This is a genomic window from Sphingopyxis terrae subsp. terrae NBRC 15098 (assembly GCF_001610975.1).
GTDB classification, from domain to species: domain Bacteria; phylum Pseudomonadota; class Alphaproteobacteria; order Sphingomonadales; family Sphingomonadaceae; genus Sphingopyxis; species Sphingopyxis terrae_A.
Genome location: NZ_CP013342.1, coordinates 3,377,615 through 3,394,697, shown reverse-complemented (window position 1 = coordinate 3,394,697; position 17,083 = coordinate 3,377,615). Strand labels below are relative to the sequence as shown.

Sequence of the window (17,083 nt, the reverse complement as noted above, 5' to 3'; positions counted from 1 at the left end):
CGGTAGTGCCGCGTTTCGCTGGCCCTTGTCTTGTCATTCGATCCGAAAGTCGATCGGCTTGAAGCTGCCGCCGCAGCTGTCATATGCTGAGCAGGCCGTCAGCCCGATGATAAGGTCGGTGAGCGCGCGCAGGCGGATGAAGTCGCCGGCCCTTGTCGTCGGCGAAAGAACGCGGAATTTACCTTCGCCGTCGACCGGCACATTCATGAAGAGGTTGAACGCGACCGGTATGGCGTCGGCATCGATGCCATAGGGTGCGAGCGCCTCGGCGAGATTGCCGAAGCAGCCGCGATGAACGGGCTTGTCGGCGTAGAAATGACGGAAGGTAGCCTCGCTGCACGGGGTCAGCAGGAAGTCATGAACGCCGCAGCTGTCCTCGACGATCTCGAGCAGCGCGTTCGAGCGATTCGACCAGAGGCGATTTCCGGCAGTGAGGCGGATCGTCTCTTCATAATCGAAGGTGCGACCGTTGGAAACGACCTCGCGCGGATCGTCGGCGCTGAATGCAAGGAGATCGCTCACTTGGCCGCCCTCGGGGTCGATAACGCACAGCGTCGCCCCTTTCGCGAGCTGGAAAGCGGCGCCGCTGCGGGGGGGAATCCGTTCGGTCATTCTGGTCCTCATATGGGAAGGGATAGGCGAAAGATGGGCGGGGATGCCGAAAAGGCGACCGGGCGGATGCCCGCCCGATGGGACGGAACGTGCCGGCTTGGTGTTTTTCAGGGTGCGCCGCTTGCGGCAAAGAGCGCGGCAGTCGCAGCGGCTCCGATCCAAATTTTCATCTCGTCTCTCCTCGATCTTCTCCGGGTTGCGCCGCGAATGTTTACGCGTTTCCCCAATCGCGGGCGCGTAAGACCGGACCGCGACTGGCGCGGCCCGGTCTTGCATGCGGGAGGGGCACAGCTCAGCGGCTTTGCTTGCCCTGATCCTTGCTGCCTGACTGCTTTCCCGAGCCCGGTTGGCTCTTGTTGCCGTCCTGCTGCTGCTGGACGCCCTTGCCCGACGAACCGCCCTGCTGCGTGCCGTCTTTCTTGCCATTCTGTGCCATGACGCATCTTTTCCTCTCGGCCCCGATCGGACCACTGCGGAAACCTCGCGCTCACTGCGCTTGTTGCGCGGCGACGCCGCCGATTGATCGAGATTATACGCTTTTGAGGATCGGCCCCTCGTTTCAGCTGCGGCTCGGCGCGCCGCCCGGGCGTGGGAAGCAGAACGGGCGGACGGCCGTGCCAAAGGTTGCAGGGCAGGCCGGGCGTTTGCGGCATCCTCCAGCGTGCAGTCACGCGAGGCAGGCGATGATGCCCTCGATCACCGCGATTGTCTCCTGCGGATCGCGCACGCGCACCGTGTCGAGTCCGAGCTGTTTTGCCGGATAGTCGTTGCCGCCGGGGAAGATCGCATCACCGATGAAGATCATTTCTCCGAGCGCAGTGCCGCTCGCAGCGCTGAGCTTCTTCAGCCCATAGCCCTTGTCGACCCCCTCGCGCGTGATGTCGATCGAGGTCGCGCCGCCCATGTTGATCGACAGGCCGGGAAGCCGGGTACGCAGATCGGCCTGGATGACGCGGCGCTTGGCGAAATCCGGATCCCAGACTTCCTTGGCTTCGATCGGGGCCTGCTGGCCTAGCGCGGAGAAGGTGATCTGGCTGCCGCGGTCCTCGATCCGCTCGCCCCAGACGTCCTGCGGCACGAAGCCCGTCGCTTCGAGCGACGCATCGAAGGCCGCGAGGATGCGCGCTTTCTCCTCCTCGCCGAAAAGCTCCGCGTAAAGGGGCGTCCAGCCGTCCGCACGGTAAACATAGAGTTTCGTTCCCGTCGTCGGCATCAGCCAGAGCCTTGCGCGATCGGCTTCGGCGGGTAGTCGGCTCGCGACCTGCTTGTCGAATTGCGGCCAGTCGCCGCCCGAGATCACCGCGACATCGGCCACGCCGAGCAGCCGCGCGAGCGCGGCGCCCATCTCGTGGGACAGCGGTTGCTTGCTCTCGGCGAGGGTGCCGTCAAGATCGAAGGCGACGAGTTTCTTCATGATGATCTCCTCTCAAAGCTGCCGCCGGCCCGCAGCGGGCAAAGCCACACAATCGCTCGGCGGCGCTCGTGGTTCCGGCGGCCTTTTCCGAGGGCGCTGTGCTCCGCGGTCGGCGCGCAGCCCCCGGCCGGGACTCGCGTCGCCCGGAACGAGACGCTTGGGCCGGGCCAAACCGGACCGGACCCGGCGATCGGGCAGTGTGGGCTCCTTCGCATGAGGGCCGATCGCCGGGGGCGGCGAGGGGAAGGAGCCACGCAACGAGTCCGCCGCCAGAGGCGTTAGCGTCTCGATGACGAACGAGACTATTCGATGACACCGCGCTGGCCGTCTCTCCTCTGGGTGGTACGCCACGGCCAGAGCGCCGGCAACGTCGCGCGCGATGCCGCCGACGCGGCGGGGGACCTTCGCATCGCGCTTGACCACCGCGACGTCGACGTCCCGCTGTCGCCGCTCGGCGAGGAACAGGCGCGCGCACTCGGTGCCTGGTTCGCCGCGGGCGATAGGGATCACCGCCCCGAAATCATGCTCGCCTCGCCATATGTTCGCGCAGTGCAGACCGCCGAGATTTTCCGCAACGTTGGCGGCTGCGCGCGGGACGAGAAAATTTGCGTCGACGAGCGGCTGCGCGAGAAAGAGTTCGGTATCCTCGACGGTCTCACGCGGCTCGGGATCGAGGATGTTCACCCCGAGCAGGCCGAATTCCGCTTGGCGCTGGGTAAATTCTATCACCGCCCGCCGGGCGGCGAGAGCTGGTGCGACGTCATCCTGCGGCTGCGCTCCCTGCTCGACACGGTCTCGCTTCATTATGGCGGGCGACGGGTGATGATCGTCGCCCACCAGGTGGTCGTGCTTTGTCTGCGCACCATTATCGAGAATCTCGGTGAGGAGGAAATCCTTGCCATCGACCGCGAGGGCGATGTCGCCAACTGCGCGATCACCGAATACCGGTTCGACCCCGATGCGGGCCGCGACGGCAATCTCGTTCTCTCGCGTTACAATGTCACCGCGCCGGATGACGTCCCGGTCACCCGCGAACCCGATGCGATGGTGGCCGCGCGTGGCTGAGGTGGTCCCGCTCGACACCGCCTGGCTGAAGGCGAACCCGCTCCCCGATCATCAAGACAATGTCGACAAGAATGGCCGAGGCCGGGTGCTCGTCATCGGCGGCGGGCGCCGCGTTCCTGGCGGCATGCTGCTCACCGCCGAGGCCGCCTTCCGCGCTGGTGCGGGCAAGGTGACTATCGGCACGATAGCCTCGGCCGTGATTCCGATCGGCATTGCCTGTCCCTCTTGCGCCGTGGTGGCGCTGCCGGAGACCGACGCGGGCGAGATCGCCCCCGGAGCGACCGAGTTGCTGCTCCCCGAGATGGCACTTCATGACGCCATCGTCTTCGGTCCCGCAATGAGCGATGCCGAGAGTGTGCGGACGCTATTGGGAGCCCTGCTGTCGTCACTGCCCGAGGACATGTTCGTGCTGTTCGACGCGCTCGCGCTGCGCGCAGCTGCCGAGCATCGCCATGCGATCCGCGCGCGCGCTGCGCACACGGTGCTCACGCCGCACGAGGGAGAACTCGCCGCTATGCTGGGCATCGACAAGGAAGTGGTCGCCGCCGACCCGCTTGCCGCGCTGAACGCGGCCGCCGAGCGCTTCGGCGCCGCGGTTATGGCGAAAGGCGCGGTGAGCCATCTCGTCGCGGAGGGGCGCCGCCTCGCTTATGCCGGCGGCGGGCTCGGCCTCGCGGCAAGCGGGTCGGGCGACATATTGGCGGGGCTCGTCGCCGGGCTCGGCGCGCAGGGTCTCTCGCCCCTGCAGGCCTCGGCATGGGGCATTTGGCTGCATGGCGAAGCGGGCCGGCGCCTCTCCGAAACCATGGGGGCGCTCGGCTATCTCGCCCGTGAACTTCCGCCGCTGGTTCCGGGACTCATGCGCGGTGTCTGAACTCGACCTGCTCGACCCCGACCTGCTCTGGCCGATCGTGGGCGCGGTGCTCGCCGGCGCGATCATCGGCGGCGAGCGCGAATATCGCGCAAGCCCCGCGGGCCTGCGTACCCATATCCTCGTTGCGCTGTCCTGCTGCCTGCTGATGCTCTCCGCCGTCCACCAGATGGAATGGCTGACCGACACCCCGACCGATGTCGTGCGCATCGATCCGGTACGCATGGCGCATGGCGTGCTCACCGGCATCGGATTTCTTTGCGGCGGGGTGATCTTTCGCGAGGGCTTCAACGTCCGCGGCCTCACAACCGCGGCATCGCTTTGGATGACCGCAACGCTCGGTATTTTGTTCGGGGTCGGCTTCCACGAGCTGGCGATCTTCGGTGGCACCGCGACTTTCCTTGTGCTCGCGGCGGTCAGTTTTACCGAGCGCCACGCGCCGCAGCGCCGGATCGCCCATGTTACCCTCGACTATCGGGCGGGGACGAGCATTGCTTCGGACGAGGTCAGAGCCCTTCTCGACGACCATGGGCTGAAGGCGATCACCGTCGATCAGCGCCGCGCTTGCGGCGCGCCCGGTTTTACCGCGGTCGCCTCAGGCTACCGCGAGACGCGCGCCGACGCGCTGGCGGCGGCGCTCACTGAGGATGATCGCATCGTCTCCTTCGGCATCAGGCCGCAGCAGGGATGACGCCGGCGGGCGGCACCAGGCCCGGGGGCGGCGCGCGCCCGGCACCCGATTGCGACGCGCTCGTCATCGGCGCTGGGCCGGCGGGACTTACGGCGGCGCTTTATCTCGCGCGCTACCGCCGCCGCGTGCGCGTGCTTCACGACGGTCGCTCGCGTGCGCTCGGCGCGCCGATGGCCTGGAACGTGCCCGGCTTTCCGGAAGGGATATCGGGGGCCGAGCTCGTCGCGCGCCTCGCCGAACAGGGGGAGCGTTATGGTGCGATCATCGAACGCGCCCGGGTCGAGAGGCTCGCCCGGATTCCGGAGAGCAATCTCTTCGAGGCGGTATTGGCGGACGGCGGCTGCTATAGGGTGCGTGGGCTGATCCTCGCGACCGGGGTCGTCACCAATGAGGCCATGCTTGCCGAGGGCGAGCATGACGAAGCCGTTCGCACCGGCGCGCTGCGCTATTGCCCGATCTGCGACGGGTTCGAACATCGCGGCCGCAGGATCGCGGTGCTCGGCTCAGACCTTCACGGCGCCGCCGAGGCCATGTTCCTCAAGCAATATAGCGACGATGTGACGCTGATTCCCAAATGGCGCGTTGCGCTGACCTCCGGACAGCGCGCCGAGCTTGCGGCAAGCGACGTCCGGATCGAGGAGCGCCAGTTGCTGCGTCTCGCCCACCGCGGCGGACGCATCGAGGTCGTGCTGGCCGGTGTGGCCGAGCCGCTGATCTTCGACACCCTCTACCCCGCGCTTGGGTCCGAGCCGCGCAGCGAGTTGCTCGCAGGGCTGGGGCTCGACGGCGATGCCAATCGCTGCCTTCCCGCCGACGCTTTTGCCGAGCCGCTGATGCCCGGCGTTTATGGCGCCGGCGACGTGCTCGCTGGGCTCGACCAGATCAGCACCGCGACGGGCCAGGGCGCTGCTGCGGCCACGCGGCTTCACAACTGGCTGCGGGAAGGCGAAGGCCATGCCATGGCAGATCAGCGCTGAAAGCTACGCCGGTTGATCTCGATCAACACGAATTTCTCGTTAGCACCGCCCAAATCTGCTAGTGAGGCTCGACGTCGGAGCCATTATGGTCCGCATCCCTTGATTTCGGCAGATTGCCGCGCTCCATATTTTCGCGTTCCTTTGCCGGTGCGTTGTGCTGGGAGCAGGGTCGCGCTCGCTCACGGCGGGAAGGAACTGATATGCGCCACTACCAACTCGTGCTGCTCGAAGGCGGCGAAGCGGACCCGCGCCGCATCGAATTCCGGGCCGACGATCCCTATCAGGCGTTTCAGGCTGCGCTCAACGAACGTGGGAGCAGCGAAGTCGAACTGTGGGATGGCGAGAAGCTCCTGGTCCGGATGAGCAAGACCGAAGCCAATCTCTGGAAGCTCCACGGCGCCGCGCCAGATCGTGCGAACGCGCCGCCATCATTTCATCCGCCGACGGCAGCAGGCTGAAAGCACGCTTTATCTGGCGCCGCCAAGGTGGTGAGGGCGAAGGAGCGTCGCGCCGCGCGCTCGCACGGGCAACGAGCGATAGGGACGCGGACAGCCAAGGGTGTTGAGAGAGGGGCGCCAAGAGAGGCACTTCCCGCGGGCGGGGCTGAGCCAGCCTAGCCCCCGCGCGCAGTAGATGCGAGGCTTATCGGAAAAGTCTCGGCGTCAAGATCGACACGCGCGCCGCGTCGTGCCTTGCTCCGCTGGTCGCATCCAAACCGATGAACTGCGCTGCCATCCTGTCCTGTCGACCGGCGTGTCGTCGGCCCTTGCCCCGATCGACATCATTCTTTCCCTCGCATGCACGGCCCCCTGGACGCTTTCGACGGTTTGGCCGAACCGGTCGCAAGGACCAAAAATTGCCCGCATCTTAGGGAACAGTCTTGGTCGGCACATCGTTTCCAGTTCTCTTTCAATGCCAGCGCGGGATAAATGAACGAGCAACCTTTTTTTGGTGCTAACGGCTATCATCTCGCGATGGCGCTTGTCGGTGCGGGTATTATCGCCGCATTCTGGCTTCCCCGCTTCTTCTCCGGGCGCGAGCCGGCGGCGTCGGCGCTGTTGATTCTGTTCGGCATCGCGATCCACTGGATACTCCCCGATCTATCGCGGACCCTCGATCCGCGCGAAGCGCCGCTGTTTTGGGAGTTGGTCAGCGAGATGGCGGTCGTCGTTGCCCTGTTCGGTACCGGCATCCGAATCGACAATGTGACCGACTATCGGCGGTGGCTGCCGACGATCTGGCTTCTGGTGATCGCGATGCCGCTAACAATTGGCGCGGTGACCGTTATGGGATTCGCCTTTGCCGGAATGACCCTCGCGGGAGCGCTTGTCCTAGGCGCGGTGCTCGCGCCGACCGACCCTGTGCTCGCGGGCGAGGTTCAGGTCGGGCCGCCGACCGAGGGCGGAGAGCATCCGGTGCGCTTTGCTCTCACGACTGAAGCGGGCCTGAACGACGGGCTTGCCTTCCCGTTCGTCTATCTTGCGTTGCTCGCCGGCACGTCGGGCCTCTCGGCCGCCATGCTCGGCGAATGGCTCCTGGTCGACGTTGTGTATCGGATCGGCGTCGGCGTTGCGGGCGGTGCCTTGGTCGGGTGGGGTCTGGCGCGCGTGCTGTTCGTTATCCCGCGCGACAATGTTCTCGCCGACACAGCGTCCGGCGTTTTGGCCATCGCTGCAGTGCTCCTCTGCTACGGCGCTACCGAGCTTGCTGAAGGCTATGGCTTCATCGCCTGTTTCGTCGCGGGCGTCGTTCTTCGCCGGGTCGAAGTGGAACACGCATTCCACGCCGAGCTTCACGGCTTCAACGAAGCCATCGAACTTGCGCTGACCGCGATGCTCCTCATTCTCATCGGCGCTACCTTTCCGCGCTTGTTCGGCGAACTCGACTGGGCGCATGCGGCCATTGCGGTTGCGCTGCTGTTCATCGTGCGCCCCGGGGCCGGCTGGATTAGCCTGCTGCGAACCGGACTCCCATGGTCAGATCGGCTCGTGATCGCTTTCTATGGAGTGCGGGGCATCGGCTCGATCTACTATCTTGCCTTTGCGGCCAGCCACTTGGAGCTGGTGAACGAGGGGCAAATCTGGGCGACAATCGCGCTCACGATCCTGCTATCGACCGTCGTCCACGGCTTCACCGCGGGTCCCGTCGTCGACTATATCGTGCGCCGCCGACAAGCTTGATCGACGATCTTCGTACAAGAAAGCGCGACGTCGCAATACGCCGGTCTGCGCGAGAGTGGTTGCGACCGGTGGCCAAACCGCGAAGTGTATAGATGTGGCCTGGCGAGCGGGCATTTCGAGCATCCGCTAAGGGACGACGAGCTTTATTTTAGAGCGGCAAGCCAGAGCGCAGCGACGAGAGCTGCCCTGGCCGCTGCCAAGGCCCAAGCGAGTAGCCGGATGCGCATGGGCCTCAAGACAGTCACATTATGCGGCTCCAGCTTGGCAATGATCGTGCGCGCGCGCCGCTCGGCCGAAACGAAAATATAAATGGCTGTCAGTAGAAAGCTCGTGGCGATCGCCTTCGGCATCCAGCTGGGCTCCATCGTCCTGAAGAGCGCGTTGAAGCCGAGGCCAAGTCCCACCGCTGCCATCCCGGTGCGTACCCATCCCGCGAAGCTCCGCTCATGCGCCAACACCGTGCGGTCTTCCGCCAGCTCGGTGCGATTTTGGGCAAGGTCGGTTCGCTCTTGCGCGCTCATTCCTAACGGCTTCCTGCCGTTGGTAGCGCGGATCGCGTGCCAGCGCGCGCGCGGGACACGACGCTGAAGCTACCATCCGTCTCGAGTACCACGGACGCAATGTCCGCGATGTCACCAAAACCTTGGCTTCGTATAGCGCAAAGGACTTCATCCCGGGTGACCCGTTCGCGCTTTAAGGCTTCGGTGTCGATCACGCCGTCCTTGAGCAGCGTCCGAGGATCCGATTTTGCCAATCGCTCGGCAAAGCGCCAGCGGACCGCAAGAGCCGCTATCGCATATTGCAGCACGACCAGCGTCATCAAGGCGGTTACGCCTTCCACCAGAGCAACGTCGCGGCTTAGCAATATGGTGGCGAGGGTCGAACCGAGCGCAACGGTCACCACAAGATCAAACGCGCTCATCTTCGCCAAGGTGCGCTTGCCGCTGAACCGCAATATCGCAATCAGCGCGATATAAGCCGAGGCGCCCAGGAATAAGACGCGCAACACCTCGTCCCATGTGTCAAAGATCATGATAAACCTCTCAATTCCCCTTTATCCCAATGCCCCGGGGCAGGCAGAGTTTCGCGTCGGCCACAAAACCAGGATGCGCCCCGAGGTGTTGGCAGTGTTTCACATTTTTGCGCGTCGAGGCCTTGGACTTGGCTCCGTGGTGCAGGGGGCGACCACGCCACCCATATCCTCGCAGCAGATCATCTCGCAGTCGAAGCGTTGTTCGAGGAATTCGAGAAGGCGCAAGGGGCCGACCGCAAGGCAAAAATCGCCGACACAATCTGTACCGAGCTCATGATCCACGCCCAGATCGAGGAGGAGGTCTTTTATCGGCGCTCAAGGGCAAGATCGACGACGATCTCTTGAAGGAGGCCTATGTCGAGCATGACGGCCCGAAACAGCTCATCAACGATATCCTTGCCTCCGGGCCCGACGACGCGTTTTCCGAAGCCAAGGTCACGGTGCTGTCGGAACAGATGTCGCTCGCAACCGCTCCGTCACGGCCGAAAGCTGCACCGTCGGACAGCTGGCGGCGCTTGGCGCCGCGGAGGTCGCGCCGAGTCCGCGCTTCTAATGCTGCTTTACGCCTTATCCGATCGACGCAAAATGCGATATGCTGGACGTGCTGCGCGCCGGAGACGTGCGCTGCTGCGTAGTTTGCCCCGAAGGGGCCGCCGCGATAGCGGCCGGGGCGCTGGCGAGGGGCGGGGCCGATGTCGCGGTTTCGGTCACGAGAGAATGGGAGAGGGATTACCGAGGTCATGGACGGCAAATTTGCACTCATCGAGGCGGGAGGTACCAAATTTGTCGTCGGGGTCGCGGATGGCTCACGTCGGATCTTGGCGCGGACGCGCATCGAAACCACCTGTCCGCAGGAAGTGATCCCGGCGGCGATTGAGTGGCTTCGGCAGCAGAGCGGCAATTATCGCGCGGCGGGGATTGCCAGCTTCGGTCCGCTTGATCTCGATCCCGCATCGCCGAAATGGGGACATATCACCGGGACCACCAAGTCCGGCTGGAGCAATACCGATATGGCAGGACCGTTCGGCCGCGCGCTTGGCTGTCCCGTCGCGATCGATACGGACGTCAACGGCGCCGCGCTCAGCGAATGGATGTGGGGCGCCGGCGCAGGGACACAATCCTCGCTCTACCTTACGGTCGGAACCGGTATCGGCGGCGGAGCGATAGTCGGCGGGCAATTAATCCGCGGCGTCAGCCACCCCGAAATGGGGCACATTCGCATGCCGCGCCACCCGGCCGACAGGGATTTTACCGGACACTGCCCATTTCACGGCGACTGTCTTGAGGGACTGGCTGCGGGTCCATCGATCAAGGCGCGTTGGGGGAGCTCTCTGTCCCACTTGCCGTCCGATCATGTCGGTCACGAGATGATCGCCTGGTACCTCGCGCAAGCGGTGACAACTTTTCAAGCGATCCTTGAGCCTGCACGCATCATATTTGGGGGAGGCGTGATGGAGACCCCAGGATTGATCGAGCGTATTCGCGACGAGGCGTCCGCCGGATCAAACGGCTATTTCGCTGGCGATGCGCAAAAGGTCATTGTTCCCCCCATGCTCGGAAACGACTCTGGCCTGCTTGGCGCACTGGCAATTAGCAGGACTGCTTCCTGGGCTGAAAGTTGACCGGCGGAAGCGAACGACCACCGGCTTTGGGTGTCATGACCACGCTACGAGTGCGCGCGCGCAATCGCGCAAGTCAATTTCTGCGTTTGAAGCAGCCAGCGCGCATTCGCCCGCACTGATTGCCTTTCCGCCAATGCGAATGCGACCCTCGATCGGAGCGATGTATAGACAAGCATCACGCGGTATGAAGGACATGTCGTCACCGGTAATTTGGGCGAGCGTGAAGTGCTCGGCGTGGAGCAGGATAGCGCTGCGCGACGGATCTACAGAGGTTTGACGCGACGGCGGGTAGGGTGAAGGGTCGGCGACATCGACGCCCTCGGCGAGATGGAGCTCGCGCGGGCGGCCGTAGTCGTAGAGGCGATAGGTAACGTCGATGTTCTGCTGGATCTCGATGAGTGAGATATCCGCCCCGATGGCATGGATAGTACCCGGCGGAATATGGAACAACATCCCGGGCTCCGCGAGGTGCCATTGCATCAGCGTCTCGATCTCACCCGAAAGCGCGGCCTCGCGCAAGCGCGCCTTCGATAGCCGCGTCCGAACGCCGATGCCGAGCCGCGCCCCGGGTTTCGCGTCGAGGATGTACCAACATTCCTCCTTGCCGGCAGGGAGGCCGAGGGCGATGGCCTGTGCATCCGAGGGATGCACCTGAACCGAGAGCTTCTCCGACGTGAACAGATATTTGATTAGCAGCGGCAGCCGCTGCCCCTCGGGACCCGGAAACCATATCTCCCCAATGCGGCGGCCTCGCATCCTGTCGAATGGTGCCGGCAGGCTTGTTCGGCCCCAAGGCTTCTCGACTGCAATTGGCGTCAGTCTGGTCATTCGATGCAAACGAACGGAACGAGGCCCAGTTGCGCCTCCCTTGGCAATTTGCCTGAGGGCAACGACATTGGGCCGCTGCTTCCCTCGCGCGCGACCCGGACCGCGATAGACTTGAACCCGCCGGTCGCTGGTGTTGGCGCGAATCGAACGCAACCCCGTCCCGTTTCGCAAGTTCTCGAGGCGAGAGGATATCGATATGCCCCTGAAGATCGAAGGCTCGTGCCGCTGCGGAGCGGTTCGTTTTTCCACCGACAGTCATGCGCCGGTCCCGTTCATGCGCTGCTATTGCTCGATCTGCAGGAAAACCGCCGGCGGCGGGGGATATGCGATCAATCTCCACGCCGACAGGAATACGCTGACCGTCGATGGCGAGACGGCGGTTTTTCATGCCGGCCTCGACGACGGGCGCGGCGGCTGCGAGCTGAGTTCGGCCGAACGCCATTTCTGCGCCCTCTGCGCCAGCGCGCTATGGGTGTTCAGCCCCGAGTACCCGGACCTTTTTCATCCCTTCGCCTCGGCGATCGACAGCGACCTCCCTAAGGCTCCGTCGAGCGTGCACATGATGCTGGGGTCGAAAGCCCCGTGGGTCGAGCCCCTGATCCGCCCGCAAGACCAGTGCTTCGAAGACTATCCGGACGAGGCACTGGAGGAATGGCACCGGGCGCGAGGCCTTTGGGTCGACTAACGCGGGATTGGAGCTGTTGCGGGTCCGGGCGGCCGAGCTGGCCGTGCGATCGGTCGATTGCATCAGGCGCGGCGCACGCGTCGGCCCATAGGTGTTTTCCTGATCGTTCAGCCGGGATAGGGCGAGCGCCTCAGCAGCCGGGCGAGATGGGCGGCGTTGCTCGCGACCATGCTCGCTGTCTTGGTGATCATCCGTGGGCGATGTTCGAGGTCCTTGAAGTCGGTGGAACCCATCGCCTCACCGACCCAATAGCAGCCGGCTATCGCGGGGATTGTCCAGCCGGTGTCGTTGAGCGACTGGAAAAGCTCTGCGCACACATGGTGCGCGCCGTCTTCATTTCCGACGACCGCGGCAACCGCTACCTTGGAATAGCTTGGCATGCGGCCCGCCTCGTCCGTCTCGTCGAAGAACGCGTCCATACGTTCGAGGACGAGCTTCGCAACACTGGAAGGCTGGCCCATCCAGATCGGCGTCCCGAAGATGAGAATATCGGCCGAGAGGATCTGCTCACGAATTTGCGGCCACGCATCGCCGTCCCCTTCGTCGGAGGAGACACCCCATTTGACGTCATGCGCCGCGATACGGATCGGCTTTCCCACGACGACATCCTGCTTCGCGAAATGCTCGGCGAGCACCGCGATCATGGCGTCGGTCGAGCTTTTGCGGCCTTTCGCCGACAAGGTGCAATTGATGGCGGTGGCAGTGAGCGGATCGGGCATGACATCTCCTCGGGCCCCCGAGGCGAAATGATCGGGACGGCGGCGAGGTTCCGACCTGTCGTGTCGGCGGGTTCGAAACGCTTCGGTGCCGGGAACGGATCGTCGGCGATCTTCGGGTCTCGTCCGGTCTCGTCCGGCATCGAAGAGGCACGCCGCCGTTTGCTCACATGCAGGCCGTTTGCGACAAAGAGCCGGCTATAGGCTACGGTTGCCCGGAGAAGCGCTGCCCATGGGTTCGCCGAGCCGCACCGGTCGCTCGGGATACCACTCGGGGTTAAAAGCGATGGCGTCCTTCTCGAACAGCATCACGATCGTGGAGCCGAGGAGGAAGCGTCCCATCTCTTCGCCTCTGCGCAGGACGACTTCAGAGCTGGCGTAGGACCACTCGGATATCTCGCCGGATCGCTTCGCATTTACCGCGCCGTGCCAAACCGTCGCGATGCTGCCGACGATGGTCGCTCCCACGAGGATCATCGCGAAGCGCCCGTGGGAGGGGGACTTGAACAGGCATATGACGCGCTCGTTGCGCGCGTAGAGACCGGGCACCCCGCGCGCCGTGGTCGGGTTGACCGAGAATAACGCCCCGGGGACGTAGACCATGCGTGTAAGCTCGCCATCGCAGGGCATGTGCAGTCGGTGATAATCCTTCGGCGAGAGATAGAGGTTTACGAAACTGCCGTCGCGAAAGGTCGCGGCGAGCGCGCTGTCGCCGCCCAACAGGTCAGCGGTAGTGAAGCGGTGGCCCTTGGCCTGGACGATGTGATGATCGTCGATCGACCCGAACTGGCTGATGGCGCCATCGACCGGGCAGATGAAATCGGCGTCGGCGAGCGGCCGGGCGCCGGCCTTCAGCGGGCGCGTGAAGAAGTCGTTGAAGCTTGCATAGCTGCGAAGATCCGGATTTTCGGCCTCGCTCATGTCGACGCCATATCTCGCAACGAACCACCGGATAAGCCTGGGAGTGTGGCGGCCGGACGAGGCGGCGACGCGGCCGGCCAATTCGGTAAGGCGCCGCTTCGGTATCGCGTGCTGGGCAAGGATTCTCAGGCGCTCGAACATATCTCATCCATTGGTCGATCATGCGAAGACCCGGTAGGCCGCATGGAAAAAGGACGTGGCGCTCGGCGCTTCGTTCCCGCGATGATGCCGTGTCGTGATGTCGTAAGGCAAGAATTGAGCGATTGAAGGTCCCAGAAAGCCTTGAGACTTGGCGGCTGGCGCGCGCTCAGCCGCGCCGGGGCTTTTGCGGCGATCCTGCCGCGCGCACGAGCCGGAAACTCTTCTGCTCGAACTTCAACGCGCGAAAGAAATTGGTGGCGTTGTCGATCATTATGTCTCTCATGACCTCAATCAGGGCGCATCCGGCCTTGGCGAGCGCCGTCTCGCCCGCGGCAAGAAGCGCCGTTCCAATCCACCGGCGGCGATAGTCGCCGTCGACCACCAGCAGGGTCACTCGGCCGACCAAGCCGTGCTGCAGCGTCGGAACGAAAATCTGTCCGAAACGGCATTAGGATAAATGCGATCGCCCCCGTCCAGATCTGGACTCCGCTCAACCCGCGCGGCGGTCCGCCAGCCGACAAGATGGCGAGCTTTGGCGAGTCCAGACCGATGAAGCGGCCCGGCGAGCCGAATGCAGTGGCGCCAAGCTTCCTCTTTCTCGCCTGCGATGACAGCAGCTGCATGCCAGGCCAGGTTCTCCATCCGCACGGGCGCACGGTGGTACAAGACCCATAGGATGATGGCGGCTTAAATTTTTCTCATCTTTTGAGATGGAGGGGATGACGGCAATGACGGGGCCCCTTTGGTCCCTCGACAAACATTTTGCGGATTTCCATGTTGGGGACGGGAATGCGTTGAGGAGTGCGCCAAGTTAATTCCGGCGGTTTCCCAGCCGTGCATCGCTGGAACCGGTTAGGAAAGAAGTTCCACGTTAACCATGATGATGAAGCGAATTCTCACGGTGTTGCGGCATTGCTGTCGGCATGTTCGGATGGTCTCGCTCTTCCACCATCGCCAGCGTAACCGCACTGGCGTTAACCGCATGTGCGGCGATGGCGCCGGCCGCGGCGCATGCCGCAATTGAATCGTCCGCGACAAAGATTGGCAATGCCAAAGCTTTTGCGATCGCCGACACTTGCCGCGGGAGCGCCCTGCTGGCACCGGCGGGTCCGGATTTCGGTGGCGAGCGTGCGTCGGAGGCCGGCGCTCCCAGCGCGCTCAGCCGCGTTCGGATGAGTCAGGAGCGACCCGCGGCGACGCTCGGCGCTGTTCCTGCCCCCGGCAATTCGATCGCCGTTCGCGCGCTCACGCGGGACGCCGACCCTGTGTTCGGGGCGGATCGAGCGGATGCTGTATCTATTCGCGTCGAGTGCACAACGCCGCTAGCAGCGATGGAAAGGGGGCTGGCGGACGACAGCAGCGAGCTTGGGACCATCGCAATCCCTGTTGAAACAACGCGTTTTGACGATCGCTGGTTGCGTGTTCGCCGGGCGCCTTCCGTGCGCGTGATGCGGGCGCAACTCGATCGCGCTGCGGTAACACAAGATTTGAGCGAGGAGGCGACGCTCGAGCGTGTCAATCAATGGGTGAATCGCCAGATCGCCTATGCCGACGACGAGAGTAACTATCGGCAACGAGACTTTTGGGCGACCGCTGAAGAGACGGTGGCGCGGGGCAGAGGCGATTGCGAAGATTTCGCGATCTTGAAAATGCAGATGTTACGGGCAGCCGGTATCGACGATGACCGGATGAAGCTTGTCCTGCTGCGCGACATGGCGGTCAGCTCCGACCATGCATTATTACTCGTGCGATCGGCGGCGGGCTGGGTGGTGCTCGATAACATGACTGACCGCATCTTGGATGGGCGACAGGCCATCGCTATGCGCCCCATGATGTCGTTCAGCGGCGATCGGCGCTGGGTTCACGGCTACCGGGACACTGGGGCGGGCGTAGTGAGGACCGCCGCAGCGGCGCCAAAGGCGTCGGCGAAGGCCTTCTCCCTCGCGGCCTTGCGGGTTGCGATGCAATCCGCGGCACCTTCCCAACCCCGATATCTTCGCAATTTCGACGCTTCGATCGGGAATTAATGGTCTTGACCCAAGAATGTTCGCGCCTTGATCGCCGGGTGCCAGAAGATAAACGCCCCAATCAGTCCGCAACAAAGCCGATTCGCGCCTATGATGGGTTAGAATCCAAACATTGATCGTCCGAGGGCTTTGCATTAACCAGAATCGTTAGGGTTTGTAGTCGCGACCCGGCCGTGTGATGCCATCCCGATCACTCGAAAGGCTAGTGACATGGCCGCATTGCGAGTGAACCCTAAACCTTTGTGTTTCCTGCACTTACTGTCGCTTCGGGCCATCTGGTTCAGTCGCGAGCAACCTTGCCGCGAAATCAACCATCACTCTTTGTGGGTAGTTGTCAAAATTGTCGTAGATTCTGTCATTTAGTTGTATAACCTTTCGGTTAATCTTTGGGCAACAGAATGGAAAAGTTAACTTTTTAACGCGGGGAATCCACCGCGACGAATATCGAAGCGGATCTGGAGTTTAGACCGAGGCCCAGACCGGTGGGGTCGCCTTGACTGGTAATTCAGCGGAGGCGGAAATGTCGCAGTTGATCAAGATTTCTTTATTGGCGAGATATGAGATCGCGAGGGAGGGGTTACGCAACATCCTTTCCGGCGAAAGCTTTCAGATCCAGGCATCGGTGTCCGATGCTTCGGCGCTGTTCGACCCGTTGGGGCGAGTAGCGGATGATGTCGATATTCACGTGATCGTCGTCGATGGCGGCGATACCGGCTTTGGCCTCGACGCCTGTCGGCGGCTGGCCACGAAAAAAGACCATGCACGCCTGGCGTTACTGTTCGACCATTATGTCTTTGAGGACGTAGTCGAGGCGTTTCAGATTGGTGTCGATGCCGTTATCATCAAGGAAATCCTGTGCGCGCCGCTGGTCGGATCGATCAAGCTGGCGGCGCTGGGCGAGAAGGTTTTCCCATCACAGCTGGTCAACAATTTGACCAGCTGGGTTCCGGCAGCGCTCGGCGGAGACTGGAAAAGCAGCGCTGCCTCGGTGGGGCTGTCCGGCCGCGAGATCGAAATCCTCGAAAGCATCATGGCCGGGATGGCGAACAAGGTCATCGCTCGGCAGCTCGGCATTTGCGAGGCCACGGTCAAGGTTCATGTCAAGGCGATCCTGCGCAAGCTGGGGGTGGAGAATCGTACCCAAGCGGCAACCTGGGGGGTCAAGAATGGCCTGGGGGAGCCGGTTCAGTTAAACCTCCGCGAGGTAAGACCCGTTCGCGCGCCGTTTAGGCCACCGCCGCTGCCCGGACGCGCCGCCTGAGGCGATCGAGCTCGGCGGTGATATCAAAAAGGGGATTGC

General features: G+C 63.4%; 19 protein-coding genes and 1 pseudogene. 11 read left to right on the top strand and 9 right to left on the bottom strand.

Translation table 11 applies throughout. From position 1 onward, the window contains the following. Positions 1–33: 33 nt before the first annotated feature. From AOA14_RS16135 to AOA14_RS16130, 3 genes are all read right to left on the bottom strand, one after another. Complete coding sequence (locus AOA14_RS16135; protein ID WP_062902525.1) at positions 34–612, bottom strand: DUF1989 domain-containing protein; 579 nt, start codon at positions 610–612, stop codon at positions 34–36. A 292-nt stretch (positions 613–904) separates the two neighbouring features. After that, complete coding sequence (locus AOA14_RS19890; RefSeq protein WP_186401954.1) at positions 905–1,048, bottom strand: hypothetical protein; 144 nt, start codon at positions 1,046–1,048, stop codon at positions 905–907. Between the two features lie 231 nt (positions 1,049–1,279). After that, positions 1,280–2,026, bottom strand: a complete 747-nt coding sequence (locus AOA14_RS16130) for an HAD-IIB family hydrolase (RefSeq protein ID WP_062902524.1) — start codon at positions 2,024–2,026, stop codon at positions 1,280–1,282. Between the two features lie 309 nt (positions 2,027–2,335). On the opposite strand from AOA14_RS16130, the gene AOA14_RS16125 reads away from it, so the two are divergent. The 6 genes from AOA14_RS16125 to AOA14_RS16100 all read left to right on the top strand — a co-directional run bounded on the left by AOA14_RS16125 (position 2,336) and on the right by AOA14_RS16100 (position 7,810). Further along, complete coding sequence (locus AOA14_RS16125) at positions 2,336–3,091, top strand: histidine phosphatase family protein (RefSeq protein ID WP_062902523.1); 756 nt, start codon at positions 2,336–2,338, stop codon at positions 3,089–3,091. Then, positions 3,084–3,965, top strand: coding sequence for an NAD(P)H-hydrate dehydratase (locus tag AOA14_RS16120; protein WP_238929678.1), 882 nt, complete (start codon positions 3,084–3,086; stop codon positions 3,963–3,965). The genes AOA14_RS16125 and AOA14_RS16120 overlap by 8 nt, the downstream gene beginning before the upstream one ends. Then, entirely contained in the window at positions 3,958–4,653 is a 696-nt protein-coding gene (locus AOA14_RS16115; RefSeq protein ID WP_062902521.1) for an MgtC/SapB family protein, read from the top strand. Before AOA14_RS16120 ends, AOA14_RS16115 begins: the two co-directional genes overlap by 8 nt. Then, positions 4,650–5,630: an NAD(P)/FAD-dependent oxidoreductase gene (locus AOA14_RS16110; RefSeq protein ID WP_062902520.1), complete on the top strand. Its 981-nt coding sequence runs from the start codon at positions 4,650–4,652 to the stop codon at positions 5,628–5,630. Before AOA14_RS16115 ends, AOA14_RS16110 begins: the two co-directional genes overlap by 4 nt. A gap of 200 nt (positions 5,631–5,830) precedes the next feature. Further along, the gene (locus AOA14_RS16105) at positions 5,831–6,088 is read left to right on the top strand and encodes a hypothetical protein (protein ID WP_202988298.1); all 258 of its coding nucleotides are present in this window, start codon (positions 5,831–5,833) and stop codon (positions 6,086–6,088) included. A gap of 471 nt (positions 6,089–6,559) precedes the next feature. Beyond that, the gene (locus AOA14_RS16100) at positions 6,560–7,810 is read left to right on the top strand and encodes a cation:proton antiporter (protein WP_062902518.1); all 1,251 of its coding nucleotides are present in this window, start codon (positions 6,560–6,562) and stop codon (positions 7,808–7,810) included. Between the two features lie 143 nt (positions 7,811–7,953). Here AOA14_RS16100 and AOA14_RS16095 read toward each other — a convergent pair whose 3' ends face one another. Then, positions 7,954–8,331 (bottom strand): DUF202 domain-containing protein, encoded by a 378-nt coding sequence (locus AOA14_RS16095; RefSeq protein ID WP_062902517.1) that lies wholly within the window; start codon positions 8,329–8,331, stop codon positions 7,954–7,956. A 2-nt stretch (positions 8,332–8,333) separates the two neighbouring features. Further along, entirely contained in the window at positions 8,334–8,843 is a 510-nt protein-coding gene (locus AOA14_RS16090; RefSeq protein WP_062902516.1) for a DUF421 domain-containing protein, read from the bottom strand. A gap of 740 nt (positions 8,844–9,583) precedes the next feature. Here AOA14_RS16090 and AOA14_RS16085 point away from each other — a divergent pair. Next, positions 9,584–10,465 carry an ROK family protein gene (locus tag AOA14_RS16085; protein ID WP_202988296.1) on the top strand — a complete coding sequence of 294 codons (882 nt, stop codon included), beginning with the start codon at positions 9,584–9,586 and terminating at the stop codon, positions 10,463–10,465. A gap of 33 nt (positions 10,466–10,498) precedes the next feature. On the opposite strand, the gene AOA14_RS16080 is transcribed toward AOA14_RS16085, so the two are convergent. After that, positions 10,499–11,293: a class I mannose-6-phosphate isomerase gene (locus AOA14_RS16080; protein WP_062902515.1), complete on the bottom strand. Its 795-nt coding sequence runs from the start codon at positions 11,291–11,293 to the stop codon at positions 10,499–10,501. Between the two features lie 196 nt (positions 11,294–11,489). Here AOA14_RS16080 and AOA14_RS16075 point away from each other — a divergent pair, with 196 nt between their 5' ends. Next, complete coding sequence (locus AOA14_RS16075) at positions 11,490–11,978, top strand: GFA family protein (RefSeq protein ID WP_062902514.1); 489 nt, start codon at positions 11,490–11,492, stop codon at positions 11,976–11,978. 107 nt (positions 11,979–12,085) lie between these two features. Here the strand turns inward: AOA14_RS16075 and AOA14_RS16070 are convergent, their stop codons facing one another. From AOA14_RS16070 to AOA14_RS16060, 3 genes are all read right to left on the bottom strand, one after another. Next, complete coding sequence (locus tag AOA14_RS16070; protein ID WP_062902513.1) at positions 12,086–12,697, bottom strand: flavodoxin family protein; 612 nt, start codon at positions 12,695–12,697, stop codon at positions 12,086–12,088. Between the two features lie 195 nt (positions 12,698–12,892). Next, complete coding sequence (gene asd / locus AOA14_RS16065; RefSeq protein WP_062902512.1) at positions 12,893–13,756, bottom strand: archaetidylserine decarboxylase; 864 nt, start codon at positions 13,754–13,756, stop codon at positions 12,893–12,895. Positions 13,757–13,922: 166 nt separating this feature from the next. Then, positions 13,923–14,150: a GNAT family N-acetyltransferase gene (locus AOA14_RS16060; RefSeq protein WP_062902511.1), complete on the bottom strand. Its 228-nt coding sequence runs from the start codon at positions 14,148–14,150 to the stop codon at positions 13,923–13,925. Positions 14,151–14,191: 41 nt separating this feature from the next. Here AOA14_RS16060 and AOA14_RS20170 point away from each other — a divergent pair. From AOA14_RS20170 to AOA14_RS16050, 3 genes and pseudogenes are all read left to right on the top strand, one after another. Beyond that, a pseudogene (locus tag AOA14_RS20170) lies at positions 14,192–14,431 on the top strand (SDR family oxidoreductase); the annotation flags it as partial. Between the two features lie 248 nt (positions 14,432–14,679). After that, positions 14,680–15,783 (top strand): transglutaminase-like cysteine peptidase, encoded by a 1,104-nt coding sequence (locus tag AOA14_RS16055; protein ID WP_062902510.1) that lies wholly within the window; start codon positions 14,680–14,682, stop codon positions 15,781–15,783. 520 nt (positions 15,784–16,303) lie between these two features. Next, positions 16,304–17,044 carry a response regulator transcription factor gene (locus AOA14_RS16050; RefSeq protein WP_062902509.1) on the top strand — a complete coding sequence of 247 codons (741 nt, stop codon included), beginning with the start codon at positions 16,304–16,306 and terminating at the stop codon, positions 17,042–17,044. The last annotated feature ends 39 nt before the right edge of the window (positions 17,045–17,083 follow it).